Source organism: Burkholderia stabilis, from assembly GCF_001742165.1.
GTDB classification, from domain to species: Bacteria; Pseudomonadota; Gammaproteobacteria; order Burkholderiales; family Burkholderiaceae; genus Burkholderia; species Burkholderia stabilis.
Genome location: NZ_CP016442.1, coordinates 1,650,707 through 1,665,481 on the forward strand (window position 1 = coordinate 1,650,707; position 14,775 = coordinate 1,665,481).

The 14,775-nt window shown below is 62.0% G+C and carries 14 protein-coding genes; all 14 read right to left on the bottom strand.

Annotated elements, in window-relative coordinates; genetic code table 11:
- Positions 1-705: 705 nt before the first annotated feature.
- A complete protein-coding gene (locus BBJ41_RS07735) occupies positions 706-1,947 on the bottom strand; it encodes a glycosyltransferase (RefSeq protein WP_083281824.1) in 1,242 nt (413 codons plus the stop codon).
- A 3-nt stretch (positions 1,948-1,950) separates the two neighbouring features.
- Entirely contained in the window at positions 1,951-2,736 is a 786-nt protein-coding gene (locus BBJ41_RS07740) for a 2OG-Fe(II) oxygenase (protein WP_069746016.1), read from the bottom strand.
- A gap of 16 nt (positions 2,737-2,752) precedes the next feature.
- A complete protein-coding gene (gene wecB, locus BBJ41_RS07745; RefSeq protein WP_069746017.1) occupies positions 2,753-3,880 on the bottom strand; it encodes a non-hydrolyzing UDP-N-acetylglucosamine 2-epimerase in 1,128 nt (375 codons plus the stop codon).
- Positions 3,873-4,883 carry a polysaccharide biosynthesis protein gene (locus BBJ41_RS07750; RefSeq protein ID WP_069746018.1) on the bottom strand — a complete coding sequence of 337 codons (1,011 nt, stop codon included), beginning with the start codon at positions 4,881-4,883 and terminating at the stop codon, positions 3,873-3,875. Before BBJ41_RS07750 ends, wecB begins: the two co-directional genes overlap by 8 nt.
- 28 nt (positions 4,884-4,911) lie before the next feature.
- On the bottom strand, positions 4,912-5,781 hold the full coding sequence (locus tag BBJ41_RS07755; protein WP_236872055.1) for a dTDP-4-dehydrorhamnose reductase family protein: 870 nt from the start codon (positions 5,779-5,781) through the stop codon (positions 4,912-4,914).
- Between the two features lie 339 nt (positions 5,782-6,120).
- Entirely contained in the window at positions 6,121-6,870 is a 750-nt protein-coding gene (locus BBJ41_RS07760) for an ABC transporter ATP-binding protein (RefSeq protein WP_069746020.1), read from the bottom strand.
- 14 nt (positions 6,871-6,884) lie between these two features.
- Positions 6,885-7,676: an ABC transporter permease gene (locus BBJ41_RS07765; protein WP_069746021.1), complete on the bottom strand. Its 792-nt coding sequence runs from the start codon at positions 7,674-7,676 to the stop codon at positions 6,885-6,887.
- Positions 7,677-7,797: 121 nt separating this feature from the next.
- On the bottom strand, positions 7,798-8,793 hold the full coding sequence (locus BBJ41_RS07770) for an MraY family glycosyltransferase (RefSeq protein WP_122167148.1): 996 nt from the start codon (positions 8,791-8,793) through the stop codon (positions 7,798-7,800).
- 2 nt (positions 8,794-8,795) lie between these two features.
- Positions 8,796-9,761, bottom strand: coding sequence for an NAD-dependent epimerase/dehydratase family protein (locus BBJ41_RS07775; RefSeq protein ID WP_156814808.1), 966 nt, complete (start codon positions 9,759-9,761; stop codon positions 8,796-8,798).
- Positions 9,758-10,606 carry a glycosyltransferase gene (locus BBJ41_RS07780; RefSeq protein ID WP_069746024.1) on the bottom strand — a complete coding sequence of 283 codons (849 nt, stop codon included), beginning with the start codon at positions 10,604-10,606 and terminating at the stop codon, positions 9,758-9,760. Before BBJ41_RS07780 ends, BBJ41_RS07775 begins: the two co-directional genes overlap by 4 nt.
- Positions 10,607-11,059: 453 nt before the next feature.
- Complete coding sequence (gene rfbD / locus BBJ41_RS07785; protein WP_069746025.1) at positions 11,060-11,971, bottom strand: dTDP-4-dehydrorhamnose reductase; 912 nt, start codon at positions 11,969-11,971, stop codon at positions 11,060-11,062.
- A 93-nt stretch (positions 11,972-12,064) separates the two neighbouring features.
- Positions 12,065-12,616, bottom strand: a complete 552-nt coding sequence (gene rfbC / locus BBJ41_RS07790) for a dTDP-4-dehydrorhamnose 3,5-epimerase (RefSeq protein ID WP_069746026.1) — start codon at positions 12,614-12,616, stop codon at positions 12,065-12,067.
- The gene (rfbA, locus tag BBJ41_RS07795; protein ID WP_069746027.1) at positions 12,601-13,494 is read right to left on the bottom strand and encodes a glucose-1-phosphate thymidylyltransferase RfbA; all 894 of its coding nucleotides are present in this window, start codon (positions 13,492-13,494) and stop codon (positions 12,601-12,603) included. The genes rfbC and rfbA overlap by 16 nt, the downstream gene beginning before the upstream one ends.
- Before the next feature lie 11 nt (positions 13,495-13,505).
- Entirely contained in the window at positions 13,506-14,567 is a 1,062-nt protein-coding gene (rfbB, locus tag BBJ41_RS07800; RefSeq protein ID WP_069746028.1) for a dTDP-glucose 4,6-dehydratase, read from the bottom strand.
- Positions 14,568-14,775 lie beyond the last annotated feature (208 nt).

A 14,775-nucleotide genomic window follows, 5' to 3' on the forward strand; every position in this document is an offset into this window, starting at 1 on the left:
AGCACGTTGAGCAATGCATCCAGTTCCGCATTCGAGTAGAACTGGCCGACGAACACCGCATGTACGGACTTCGGGTCGGACAACAGGACCAGGTCCTGGTTGTCATCGGCCGGATCGTCGAAGAAGTTGTCGATACGAATGCTGTGCTTGCCCTCGCTCGTCAGTCGTGCTTTCCATGCATCGCTCGGCACCAGATTCAGGATCGCACGCCGCTCGAGCCGGTCCAGCAGCCTGCGCATCAGGCCGTGAAGCTGCCGCGGATGGCCGCGGTGCGTCATCCACCAGGCAAGCGGATCCCACTGGTGGACGATGAACTTCTTGCCGGACACCCACGCGGCAACCGTGTAGCACAGCACGGTCTTCTCGCCCTGCACCACGAACCAGACTACGCGCGACGGTGAATGGCGCAGATTGAGGCCGAGCCGGACGCCGATCAGCGCCGTCTTGGCCATCCACATCATCATGCGCACGACGAGCCCTAACCGGTGCAGCAGCGCCGAACGCTCGCCGATCCGCTTCGTCAGGCGGGCGATTCGCAGCCAGATGCCGCCCAGCTGGAAGCCGAACACGCGGGCGACCATGCAGTTCTCCGGAACGGCGATGTGCCCCGGAAGACCTGAATGATTGACCCAGAAGAACTCGAACCGGGCGTCGGGTATCGACGAAATGATCCGGTGCAGCACCTGTCCAGCGGTATAGCTGGAATCAGGTGGTACGTCGGACACTATGGGAATACTCAACTTCTTCATCGTAAATTCCGGAGAGTTCTTTGCAGAAGACATCCATGCTGTAGTGGTCCCGCGCAAACTGCTGGCGGGCCGCACGCCCTTCGGCATTGCGCTCCGCGCGAAGAACGGCCGTCTCGACGACATCCGCATACGCGTCGTCCGAATGCTCACTGCACAGGCCGTAGATCGGCGCACCGACCAGTGCAGGCAACGCAGTGCCCACCGTCACGATCGGCGTCGCCCCGGCAGCCATCGCCTCGATGGCCATCAGGCCGAACGCTTCCGCCTTCGACGGCATGAAGAAGTAATCCATCGCGCTGTAATACTTGGCGATTTCCGCATCCTTGATCCAGCCCGTGTCGATGATCTGATAACGGCTGGACAATCCGCGGCAGCAGCCCGTCTCCTGGAAAGCGATGACGGTGAGCGGCAGGCCCGGATAGCGTGCGGACAAGCGGCGCAGCGCGGCGAGGATCAGCGACATCCCCTTGTATTCCGAATACACGGCCCGGAAGCCGACCACGATATTACCTTCCGGAATGCCCAGCGCCCGCTTTGCGTCGGCCTGGCTCAGCCCCGAGCCCATTTCGACGCCAAACGGAACCACGCGAATCCGGATCTGGTTTTCGTATACAGAGCGCGCCACCAGCTCGCGCATGTACTCGGAAGCCACAATGACCAACGGATCGAGCTTCTTCACCACCGCGAGCTTTTCTTCGAGATTTCGCGCGCTACGATCCCGCTTGATCGGAAAATGATAATTGAGATTCGGGCACCGGATACAGCCGGATTCAAAACCGTTGCAATCAAGCGAATAAATACAGTGGCCGCTTAACATGTACGGGTCATGCCACGTCCAGACCAGCGGCTTGTCGGCTGCAATCTCGACCCAATCGCGCACGGACAGAAATTCTTCGTGGACGATATGGAAATGCAGCAAATCGGCCGCTCGATAGAAATCGAGGTCCGTAATCGCCGATGCATTACGGTAGTAGCCGTTCAAGTTGCCGGTCCGGCGCCCCAGCTTCGACAGCAACGGCGTCATGTTGCGGGTCAGGCTCGAGCCTGCCTGCTGGACATATTCTTCCGATTCCGTGCGAGGGGTCCAGCAGGCGAACTTCGCATCCCAATCATGCGCGAGAAAGCCCGGACGGGCATCCAGATTGTTGAATCTCCGTCCGGTAGCGTCATGTTTGGAAATATTCAGAACAGTGCGCATGGATCAGGTGAAATTGCGCGTCTTGTTACCGCGCTTGTCCAGGAGGTTCCGCTTCTTCCACAGCGCGCTGTGCGGCTCGTCCACGACGACATGGCCGTCAGGACGGGATTCCATCGTGTAGTAATAAAGAATGATCGACCGGCGCGGCTCGTGCTCCGGGAAGTTCACCGGATCGGGCAAGCCGTGGAAGCTCTTGTCGTGCGAATCGAAAATGACCAGACGGTTGTAAAGCGGCGCGACCTTCTTCACGCACACTTCGCCTTCCGCGTCGTACACGCCGAACTCGCCGCCCCACTCTTCCTCCCAGTTCGGATTCAGATAGACGAGCGCATTCAGGCGCCGGTTCAAACCGGTCGCGTCGTGGTAGTTGCCGTCGACGTGCACGTCGAGCAACCCGCCGCGCATCGTGACATTCAGGCCGCCACCCGTGAAGTACGGGTCCGGAATGATCTTCTGGATGCCCATCACCTTCGACATCGCCTGCAGGAACGGCGCGCTGTTCAGAATGCGCACGGAAGGCAGCATGCCGTCCGGAATGTCGAATTCCGATTTCCAGTCGGTCCGGTATTTCACTTCGATATCCGGATCGTTCGCATGCTCCCAGACCGGATCGGTGATGTCCGGAAACGCGTCGAGGCATGCCTTCGCGAAGTCGTCAGGGAAAAAATTGTCGATGACGACGTGCTTGAAGGGCTCGTCGAAAAGCTCGATGCCTTCCCGAGCAGCAAGCAGGCGTTCGCAGGAATATTCGGCAATCGACTTGAGTTGCGCTTGTGTAAATTGCGTCATTTCTCGACCTATGTATCTAGAATTGGAACCACACGCGCTGATTGACGAATCGCGTGTAGCTCAAAACGATGCGGAGAATCTTTTGCGAGACGTTCTCGGCGACATAATCGGCGGGAGGCCGGTACGTATCGCCCGCCTCTGCCCATTGCGCCGTCACGATGCCGACGGCATCGAGCACGTAATCCGCCTGCAGCCCGCACATCACGAGCGTTCCCTGGTCCATGCCTTCGGGCCGCTCGTGCGAATTCCGGATCGTGACCGCCGGGAAGTTCAGCAGCGCCGACTCCTCCGTGATCGTTCCGCTATCGGACAGAACGCAGGTCGCCTTCTGCTGAAGCTTGACGTAATCGAAGAACCCGAACGGCTTCAGATACCGGACCAGCGGCGAGGCCGGCTTCAGGTCGAGTGCCGCCATGCGCTTCTGGGTGCGCGGATGCGTCGACACGATGACCGGGAAGCCATACTTGGCGGCCAACGCATCGAGCGTCGCGACGAGACTGCGAAGGTTTTCCTCGGAATCGACGTTCTCCTCGCGGTGCGCGCTGACCACGAAGTACTTCCGCTCTTCAAGCCCGAGCTTTTCCAGCGCCGTCGCCGATTCGATTTCATGCTTGAAGTGCTCCAGCACCTCGGCCATGTGCGACCCGGACTTGATGATCCGGTCCTGCGGAATGCCCTCGGCGATCAGGTAGCGCCGCGCATGTTCGGTCAGCACCAGATTAATGTCGCTGAGGTGATCGAGCACCTTCCGGTTCAGTTCCTCCGGCACGCGCTGGTCGAAACAGCGGTTCCCGGCTTCCATGTGAAATACCGGGATCTTGCGGCGCTTTGCCGAGATGACGGCGAGGCACGAATTCGTGTCGCCGTAGAGCAGGACCGCGTCGGGCTTCTCCTGCTCCATCACCTTGTCCGACTTTTCGATCACGCGCGCAATCGTCTGCGCCGCGTTTTCGCCGACCGCCTCGAGGAAATAATCGGGCTTGCGAATGCCGAGCTCGTCGAAAAAGATCTGATTCAGCTCGAAGTCGAAGTTCTGACCGGTGTGAACCAGCACATGGTTGGTGTGCTTGTCGAACTCGGCAATCACCCGGGCCATCTTGATCAGTTCGGGACGCGTGCCGACGATCGTCATGACCTTAAGCATCGAGTTGCTCCTGGATGAAATCGAGCTTCATCAGCAGCGACTTGACGCCCTCGCGGTCGAGGCGCTCGGTGTTGTGGGACGTGTAATCCTCGAAGGTCGAAATCTTCGCTTCGCCCTCGACGAAGAACTTCGCGTAGTTCAGGTCGCGCGCATCCGCCGGGATTCGGTAATAGCCGCCGAGATCTTCGGCGCGCGCGAGCTCTTCGCGGCTCACGAGCGACTCGTACAGCTTCTCGCCGTGCCGGGTGCCGATCGCCTTGATTTCGTTGCTTGCCTTGAACAGATCCTTCAGCGCCTCGGCGAGATCCTGGATCGTCGAGGCGGGCGCCTTCTGCACGAAGATGTCGCCCTGGTTGCCGTGCTCGAACGCGTACAGCACCAGATCGACCGAATCGTCGAGCGACATCAGGAAACGCGTCATCTCCGGATCGGTGATGGTCAGCGGCTTGCCTTCCCGGATCTGCGAAACGAACAGCGGAATGACCGACCCGCGGCTCGCCATCACGTTGCCGTAACGCGTCGCGCAGAGAATCGTCTCGCCGTCGCGCCGCATCCGCGACTTGGCCACCATCAGCTTTTCCATCATCGCCTTCGACAACCCCATCGCATTGATCGGGTAGACGGCCTTGTCGGTGCTCAGCACGATGACGCGCTCGACGCCTTCGTGAATCGCTGCCGCCATCACGTTTTCCGCGCCGACGATGTTGGTCTGGACGGCCTCCATCGGGTAGAACTCGCAGGACGGCACCTGCTTGAGCGCAGCCGCGTGGAACACGTAGTCCACGCCGTGCATCGCCTGCCGCACGCTGTCGTAATCGCGCACGTCACCGATATAGAAACGCAGCTTCGGATTGTTGAACGCAATCCGCATGTCTTCCTGCTTCTTCTCGTCGCGGCTGAAGATCCGGATCTCGGAGATATCGGTGTCGAGGAAGCGCTTGAGAACGGCGTTGCCGAAAGAACCGGTGCCGCCCGTAATCATCAGGGTTTTATTTGCAAACATTGCGGTACGTGTAACCTTTATCGTTCAGTCATTTGAAATCGCGCATGCGTCGGACGAGTTCCGGCCACTCGGGCGGCTGGTAACCCGTCTCCGCCCGGAAGCGCGTCGAATCGAGGGAGCGATCGATGACAAGTTCGTCCGACGGATCAATGCGGATCTCCTTGCCATAGGCATCGGCCACCAGTCGCAACAGTTCGTACTTGTCGATCGGGGCGGCGGATACGTGGTAAAGGCCGCGCATCTGGGGACGCGGAACCACGTAATCTTTCATGACCGTCGCGAGCTCGACGGTCGGCAGGCCCGAGAAAACGGCCTTGGTGAATCCCTTCACGGCCCCTTGCTGCGCCAGGAACCAGCCGACGAGGCTGCGGGCGCCTTCGAGCTCATGGCCGATGATCGACGTGCGAAGCGTAATCGCATTCGGGTAGTCGACTTCGCCGAGCAGCTTCGAGCGGCCGTAAATGTCGTACGCATCGGGGAAATCGCTTTCCAGATAACCGCCCTTGGCGCCGGAGAAGACGCAATCGGTACTGACCTGGATCAGGCGCGCACCCGCCGCTTCGCAGAGCACGGCGAGCCGGTGCGGAAGAATCGTGTTGAGCGGAACGGCATCGAGGATCTGGTTGGCCGCGGACAGTTGCTTGACCAGGCCAATACAGTTGACAACCAGATCCGGCTTCGTCGCTGCGAACAATCGCATCAACGCATCGGGGCTTTCCACGTCGAAGCCGACCATAATGCGGCGCGCGAGGCTCTCGTCGAAATGCCGCAACGCGGAAGCGCTACGCGCCGCGCCAAAAACTTCGAAGGCCGAATCGCCCGCAAATACCCGAAAGACTGCGTTTCCGAGCATGCCGGAAACGCCGAGGACCAATATGCGCATAAAGTTACCTTCCATCCGACTTCTTCGAGAAGATACCCGTCTGCCCGCCAGAACCCGACGACAAACGGCTGTCGTCGCGACCGGGCCTGACAGACATTCCCGAACCGAAGTCTTTCAAGAACCTGGACCATACCGCCCCAGAGATTGCTCTCGTTAGGACGCCAACCCATCCGCTGCACGGCAGACACATGACGCGCTTGTCGTACGTCACGATCCCGCGGCGGATGCGAACCACTTGTATCTGGACTCACCCGCCCGCTCAGGGCATACCCTGTATAGCCGTAGCGGATTATATCCCACCCGTTTTTGCGCGCCCCGGCCCGGGCCGGCCGCGCGTTTGACGAATGTTATGAACTACGCACTAACCACGAGATCCGACGTCGGGCTGTCCATCGGCACCTCGGTCAGCGTCCCCTTGTCGATGACGATCTTCCGGTTGCAGACGCGCTCCACGAGTTGCGGCGAATGCGATGCCATCACGAGGATCGACGAGCGCTCGACCAGCGAATTCAACCGGTCCGACGCCTTCTTGTTGAACGACTCGTCGCCGACGGACAGCCATTCGTCCATCAGAAGGATGTCCGGGTGGACGGCCGTCGATACGGCGAACGCAAGCCGCAGCGCCATCCCGCTCGAATAAGTGCGCGTCGGCATGTTCAGGTAGTCGCCCAGTTCGCTGAACTCGGCAATCTCGTCGATCTTTTCTTCGATCTCGCGCGGCCGCAGGCCCATCACGACACCGCGCAGGAAGATATTTTCATAGCCGGTCGCCTCGGGATCCATGCCGAGCGAAATGTCCAGCAGCGAACCGATGCGACCCTTCACGTCGAGCCGCCCGGAGACCGGCGCATACACGCCCGACAGCACGCGCAGGAGCGTCGTCTTGCCGGCGCCGTTATGGCCGACCAGCGCAACGCGATCGCCCGGCTTGAACTCGAACGTCGCCTCGCTCACCGCGCGCACGACGACATGCTTGCCGGCGTCATGCGCGACACGCCCGCCCGTCGTTGCGCGCAGCACCGCCTTTTTCAACGAGCGGTGCGATGCGTTGAAAATCGGAAACTCGACGGTGATGCGTTCAGCACGAATATGCACAGATTCCATACAGCCACTCTCGATCAAAGCCAATACGCAACACGGTGGCGATACCGCGACAACAGCAGCGATGCCACCCCGCCGGTTACTACGATGATGCCGATTACCCACACCCACGATGTCAGCGACGGCATCTGCCCCAGCAGCGGGCTGCGCACGACGTCCAGCAGATGCGCGGCCGGGTTGAGGGCGACCATCCACGCGAACTTCGAGCCGAGCGTCTTCGGCTGCCACAGGATCGGCGTCAGGTAGAAGCCGATCATCGTCAAATTCTGCACGACGGGCAGCAAGTCACGAAAACGGGTGCAGGGAATGGCCACGCACAGCGAAATGAAGAAAATCGCGACAGATGCGAGCATCAGCCCCGGCACGGCAAGCAGCGCGTACCACGACCAGCCCGGGCCGACGAACGTAATGACCAGCGCGACCACCACGAAGTTGTGCGCGAAGATGATCAGGTTGCGGACCACCAGCCGGAGCACGAACGACGGCAGCGGCAGACGCGTCTGCTTCATCAGCCCTTCGAACTGGGAAAACGCCGTGCACGACTCGTTGACCTGCGTCGAATAGAACGACCAGACCACCTGGCCGATCGCGTAGAACGGCAGGTACTCGTGAATCTGCATCTTGAAGATCATCGACCAGACGACACCCAGCGTCGCGATCATGATCCCGGTGCTCAGCGTCATCCAGAACGGCCCCAGCACCGAGCGGCGATAGCGCTGCTTGATGTCGTACCACGCGAGCAATCCCCACAGCTGCGGCGCCTTGACCGTGTCGAACAGCTCGTTCCTTCGGTAATCGATTTGACTCATACGTATCAGTTGTCCAGCTCCAATTTACCTTCGCATCCGCGTCGCAATCCGTCGACGCGACCGCACGCCTTCATCGGCCGCTCGACGCAAAGTCTCGTCAAGACAGCCAGCCGCTTGCGCCTCAGGTGGACCCCTGGCGCTCGAAGCGCTCCCAGGCCGCATCCAGTCTGAAGCAGGCGACAAGCAACCCTAGATACCACAACACCAGGATCGTGTACTGAGCGATCGCTGACAATGACAGCATGCCGATGCCCAGCAGCGCCGCGGCCGCCATCAATCCGTACCAGACCGCGGCAATCGGCCGATGCCCCATGCCCATGCGGACAAGGCGCTGGTAGTAATGCTCGCGGTGCGCCTCCCAGATCTTCTCTTTCCGGATCGCGCGCTTGGCGAGCGTCAGCGACGCATCCGCAATGAACGGCGAAAAGACGATCGCCGGATACCAGAGCGGCCAGACCTCGTTTCGCCAGCCGTACAGTCCGAGCGCACCGGCCATGAAGCCCAGCGGAATCGAGCCGACATCGCCGAGAAAGATTTTCGCCGGGTGAAAATTGAACACGAGGAAACCCAGCGCGGCGCCGGCAAGCGCCGCCGCAATGACGGCCAGCTCCGATGCATGGCCAGCGGCCGCCCATGCATACGCGGCGAACCCGAACAGCGCCATGCCGCCGGCAAGACCGTCGAGCCCGTCCATGAAGTTGTACAGATTGGTCATCCAGACGGTCGCGACGCCCAGTATGATGACCGCCCACAGGCCATTGCCGGTTCTGAGCGACCAGACGAACACCCCAGCGACGACGAAGTGGACGGCAAACCGGATGCTTGCCGGCAGCCCTCGCCGATCGTCGATGAACGAGAGTACGGCCAGCGCGGCCATGCCGGCCAGCGCATAGCCGATCCGCGAACCGGCACCGACCACCAGGGATGCCGCCACGGCCGCGGGCACGATCCCCCAGCCGCCGACGCGCGGCACGGGTATCGTATGAAGTGACCGCCAGTTGGGCGTATCGATCGCGAGCCGCCACGCAAGCCGCGTCTTCAGCAGACCTGCCAGCACCGCCACGCACGCGACCGCGGCGAGCGCCGCGGCTGCAGCGATTGAAGGAAGATCACGCATGCTCAGCGCCCCTCCTCGCGATGTTCACGACGCGCCCGTGCGGTTTCGGCCAGGCCCTCCTCGCAGCTGAAAGGCGGCTGCCAGCCGAGATCGTGCTGGATTGCGCCGGTATCCAGCCGAAGCGGATCGACGAGCCGACGCACCGTCTCGGTCCGCCCGGTGACGCGCGCAGCCAGTTGCAGCAGGCCGACGGGAATATCGATGAGCCGTGCTGGCTGCCCGAGATGACGCCCCAGCGCCTCGACCAGTTCGCGCACGGTCAGTGTTTCGCGATCCGCGACGTGATAGACGGATTGGCACACGCCCGTATGCTCCGCCAGCGCGAGCAACGCATCGGCGAGGTTGCCGACGAATACAAGGCTGCGCGGCGCGGATGCCCGTCCGAGCGGCAACGGCGTGCGACGTGCGACAGCCGACATCAGGCGTTCGAAATTGCCGGCGACACCGGGACCGTAGACGAGCGGACACCGCACTGAAATGCCCTGTTGCCGGAACCGGGCGGCGAGCGACACCAGCGCCTCCTCGGTCTCCCGCTTCGAAATGCCGTATGCATCGAGCGGTCGAGGCGTGTCGGTCTCGCGCAAAGGCCGGCCGGCATCGCGTTCGGCCAGCGCCTTCACGCTGCTCATGCTCACGAACCGGTGACAGCCGTGCCGATAGGCGGCCTCGGCCAGCCGCAACGTGCCGTCAACGTTGGTGCGACGATACGCATCAAGCAACTGCGCCTCGTGACGTCCGAACTGATGCACGCGCGCCGCCGTGTGCACCACGGCATCGATCTCGCCCGCGGCCCACGCGTCGCCGACCGAGACGAAATCCGGTTCGGGCGACACCCATTCGCGCACGCCGGGAATGCTGAGGCCCGGGCGACGAACCAGCGCCGTCACGTCGTGACCGCGCGCCACCGCCGCGGCACACACCACGCGCCCGACAAACCCGTTCGCACCGGAAACTAGAACGCGCATCAGACCCACCGCCAGCCAAAACGGTTGTAGAACTGAATCGCCGACGCGACGAAGAGCCGGACGTGCAGCCATCCCTTCCTGGCCGCCCCGCCACCGAAATGGACGATCCTGATGCTCGGCGAATAGACGATCCGCGCGACCTCGGCCGTTCGGAGGCTGAGGTCGTAATCCTCGAAGTAAAGAAAATAGCGCGGGTCGAAACCGGCCAGCTTCCGCAGGACGCTGCTCCGATAGAACATGAAGCATCCGCTCACGATAGCGGGCCCCCAGACGTTTTCGGCCGTGCCGCACTCTTGGCGCATTTCGTAGCGATCGAGACGCGCCCTGAACAGGCGGCGAACCGATTGCGGCGCAAAGCCGCGCAAAAGCAGATCCAGTACCTTCGGATAACGGCGACACAGGTACTGGACCGAGCCATCCTCGCCGCGCACCTCGGGAACGACCAGGCCGACATCCGGGTACGCTGCCATCAGGTCGGTCGCTGCCGTCAGCGTATCGCGCTCGCAGAGCACGTCCGGGTTCAGGACGAGATGAAAGACACTGTCGCTGCGCTCGATGGCGAGATTGTGGCCCCGGCCGTATCCGACGTTACCGTGACCGCGCAGCACTTCGAATTCGACACCGGCCTGCTCGAGGCGATCTCGCCACGCCTGCGGAACCTCGCTGTCGCCGTTATCGACAAGATAGAACTTTGCCAGCCGTTCGCAATCGGCCGGTTGCGGGGCTTCGCGCAACGCCAGCAACGATTCGAGAAGGGTCGACAGCGTACGCTCAAGCAGCACCGGATCCGGTCGATAAGCGACAACGGAAATCGAGAGCAGATAGCTGGGCGACGAAGTTCGAGTCATTGAGCAGAGTGTGGTTTCGCTGTTTGCACCTTACTGCCACCACCTGTCATGCGAATCCGCTCGGGAAGACCTCGCCAGGTCACAGCAAGTGAGAGATGGTACTGAAGGTGGGCCGCGAAATATTATCAATTTGTAAAAGTTGCCCGCGCCGCCGCCAACCGGGGTGAACGCAATGGCCAGCCCCTCGCGGAAGCGCTCGCCGGGGAAACACGTCCGCACCCGCGCGCAACAATGGCCATGCTGCTTTTGCCCTGACAATCAGGCCGGGGCCCAACTCGCCAGCGCAGCATTATAAATGAGCAGACCTGTTACAGATTGTTGCGGCCGTACATATTGTGTCATCTTTACGATGCCTCCCCGTTTCGGCCGATACCGGCAATGCGCCGGCCGGACGCAACACCCGCTTTGGCCCCCGCATGCAGCCCGCCCGGGCCCACAGCCCGCGGCAACCGGTTACGTGAATACGGGTTCCTGCAGGCATCGCGCAAGCGAATCCTCCCAGGACGGCGCACGCAATCCGAATACCCTGAACAACTTGTCGTTCGACAACCGCGAATTGCGGGGACGCGCCGCCGGCGTCGGATATTGATCGCTCGTGATCGGATGCACGACGACGCGGTCCAGGCCGGCGCGAGCGAAAATGGCCTCGGCAAAGCCATGCCACGATGCCTGACCGCTATTCGTCAAATGATAGACACCGGCGTGCTCGCGCCACCAATCGCGCCTACCGCCACGATCGGCACAATACCGGGCAAGAACGTGGCTGGTCAGTGCGGCAATCGTGCCGCTCCACGTCGGCGCGCCGATCTGATCCGCGACCACGCTCAGCTCGTCGCGCTCACGCCCCAGCCTGAGCATCGTCGCGAGAAAATTCTTCCCCGTTGCGCCGTATACCCAGCTCGTGCGGAATACCAGGTGATCGCCGCCAACGGCCTCGATCGCCTGCTCGCCGGCGAGCTTCGTGCGGCCATAGGCATTCAGCGGACCGGTCGCGTCGTCCTCGGAAAACGGCTGATCGCCGTGTCCGTCAAACACGTAATCCGTCGAGTAGTGGACGAGCAGCGCACCGGCTCGCGCGGCCTCCTCGGCCAGTATTCCGGGCGCCTCGCCATTGATTTGCCGCGCCGCCGCTTCATCGCTCTCCGCGCGATCGACCGCGGTGTACGCCGCCGCGTTGACGATGACAGCCGGACCGATGTCGCGCACGACGCGGCGAATCTGGTCCGGATCGGCAAGATCCAGGCGGCTCCGGTCCAGCGCGATCACCGGCGCCAGTCCTTGCAGCGATCGCGTCAACTCGAAGCCGACCTGCCCATTCGCGCCGGTCACGAGAATCGGCCGCATTACATGAAACGAATCATTCATCGCATTCAGAATTGAGTGACGACCGATCGGATGCGCGCTGCCCCATTCGACACGCGAACCTGCCCTCGCCGCGGCAACGTCGCGCTACGCGGTTCACACATAGACTTCCGCATCGGCGAGCCGCTGGCCCGCCGCATCTTTCGCGGCGAGCACCGGCTCGCCATCGAACGGCCATTCGATGCCGATATCCGGATCGTTCCAGACGATGCTGCGCTCATGCTCGGGAAACCAGTAATCGGTCGTCTTGTAGAGGAACTGCGCCGACTCTGACAGCACGACGAAGCCGTGTGCGAAACCGGGCGGCACCCAGAGCTGCCGATGATTGTCGGTGGACAGCGTCACGCCGACCCATTTGCCGAAGTTCGGCGAGCTGCGCCGCACGTCGACCGCGACATCGAACACCTCTCCTTCGACCACACGCACCAGCTTTCCCTGCGCATGCTCGATCTGGTAATGCAGCCCGCGCAGCACGCCGCGGGCCGATCTCGAGTGATTGTCCTGCACGAACGTCACGCCTGGCGCGACCCGTTCGGCAAATTCGCGCTCATTGAAGCTCTCGTAAAAGAACCCGCGCGCGTCGCCGAACACCTTCGGCTCGATGATCTTGATTTCCGGCAGCGCTGTGTCGGTTACTTGGATAGCCATGCCAATTGGTCGTCGAGAATGTGTTGCAGGTATTTTCCGTAGGCGTTCTTCGCAAGCGGCTGTGCGAGCGCCAGCAGTTGCTCGGCGTCGATCCAGCGCATGCGATAGGCAATTTCCTCCGGGCATGCGACAACCAGCCCCTGCCGCTTTTGCAGCGTCGCGATGAAGGTCGCCGCCTCGATCAGCGAATCGTGCGTGCCCGTATCGAGCCACGCATAGCCGCGCCCCATGATTTCGACGTCGAGTTGTCCGGCCGACAGATAGCGTGAATTGACGTCCGTGATCTCGAGTTCGCCGCGCGCCGACGGCTTGATGTCGGCGGCGATATCGCACACCTGCGCGTCGTAGAAATAGAGCCCCGTCACGGCATAGTTCGAACGCGGCTTCGCCGGCTTCTCCTCGATCGACAGCGCGCGGAACTCGCGGTCGAATTCGACGACGCCGTAGCGCTCCGGGTCCTGCACGTGATAGGCAAACACGGTCGCGCCGGCCTCTTTCGCGCTGGCCCGCTCGAGCTGCTTCGCGAGGTCGTGCCCGTAGAAGATGTTGTCGCCGAGAATCAGCGCGGACGGATCGTTGCCGACAAAATCCTTGCCGATGATGAACGCCTGTGCGAGCCCATCGGGCGACGGCTGCACCGCATACTGGATGTTCATCCCCCACTGGCTGCCGTCACCGAGCATCGCCTCGAAGCGCGGGGTGTCCTGCGGCGTCGAGATGATCAACACGTCGCGAATGCCCGCGATCATCAGCGTCGACAGCGGATAGTAGATCATCGGTTTGTCGTACACCGGCAGCAGCTGCTTCGATACGACATGCGTGATCGGATACAACCGCGTACCCGAGCCGCCGGCCAGAATAATGCCTTTACGTGCCATCGATCAGACCCTCACGTGCGTTGCGCGTAATTCGTTTCGACCCACTTGCGGTAATCGCCGGACGCGACGTCATCCACCCACGCCTGATTCTCGAGATACCAGCGCACGGTCTTCGCGAGCCCCGTCTCGAACGTCTCGGCCGGCTTCCAGCCGAGCTCGCGCTCGAGCTTGCGCGCATCGATCGCGTAGCGGCGGTCGTGGCCCGGACGGTCCTTCACGTAGGTGATCTGCTCGCGGTACGAACCCGCCGCCTTCGGCCGCGCGGCGTCGAGCAGGTCGCAGAGCGTGTGCACCACGTCGAGGTTCTTCTTCTCGTTCCAGCCGCCGATGTTGTACGTCTCGCCCGGCACGCCGCGCGCGAGCACTTCGCGGATCGCGCTGCAGTGGTCGCCGACGTACAGCCAGTCGCGTACGTTCTGGCCGTCGCCGTAGACCGGCAGCGGCTTGCCCGCGAGCGCATTCGCGATCATCAGCGGGATCAGTTTCTCGGGGAACTGGTACGGGCCGTAGTTGTTCGAGCAATTCGTGGTGAGCGTCGGCAGGCCGTACGTGTGGTGATACGCGCGCACCAGGTGATCGGAGCCGGCCTTCGTCGCCGAATAGGGGCTGTTCGGTGCGTAGGGTGTCGTCTCCGAGAACTGCGGATCGGTGGCGGACAGCGACCCGAACACCTCGTCGGTCGACACGTGCAGGAAGCGGAATGCCGCCTTGTCGGCATCGTTCAGGCCGTTCCAGTGCGAACGCGCCGCTTCGAGCAGCGTAAACGTGCCGACCACGTTGGTTTGCACGAAATCGGCCGGCCCGTGAATCGAACGATCGACGTGGCTTTCCGCGGCAAAGTGAATGACGGCGCGCGGCTTGTGCTCGGCAAACAGCGCATCGAGTGCCGCGCGATCGCAGATATCGACGCGAGCGAACACATGATCCGGATTGCCGTCCAGCGGCGCCAGCGTATGCAGGTTGCCCGCATAGGTCAGCTTGTCGACGTTGAGCACGGCCTCGCCGGAGGCGTCCATCCAGTCGAGTACAAAATTGGCACCGATAAAACCCGCGCCGCCGGTAACCAGGATCATGAAGCTCCCTCTATTAATAACGTGCGGCGTGCCTGGCAGGCGCCCATCGCACTTCTTGTCATGTCGCAGTGGCCAAACCTCGGCCGATCAGGCCCGGCATTTTAACCGGTCGCCATGACCGGCAAAGCCACGAGATGTTAATTTCGGAGCGAAAATGACAATTATAGGAATCCGGCCGGCGCGAACTCCATGCCGCTAACAACTTGAT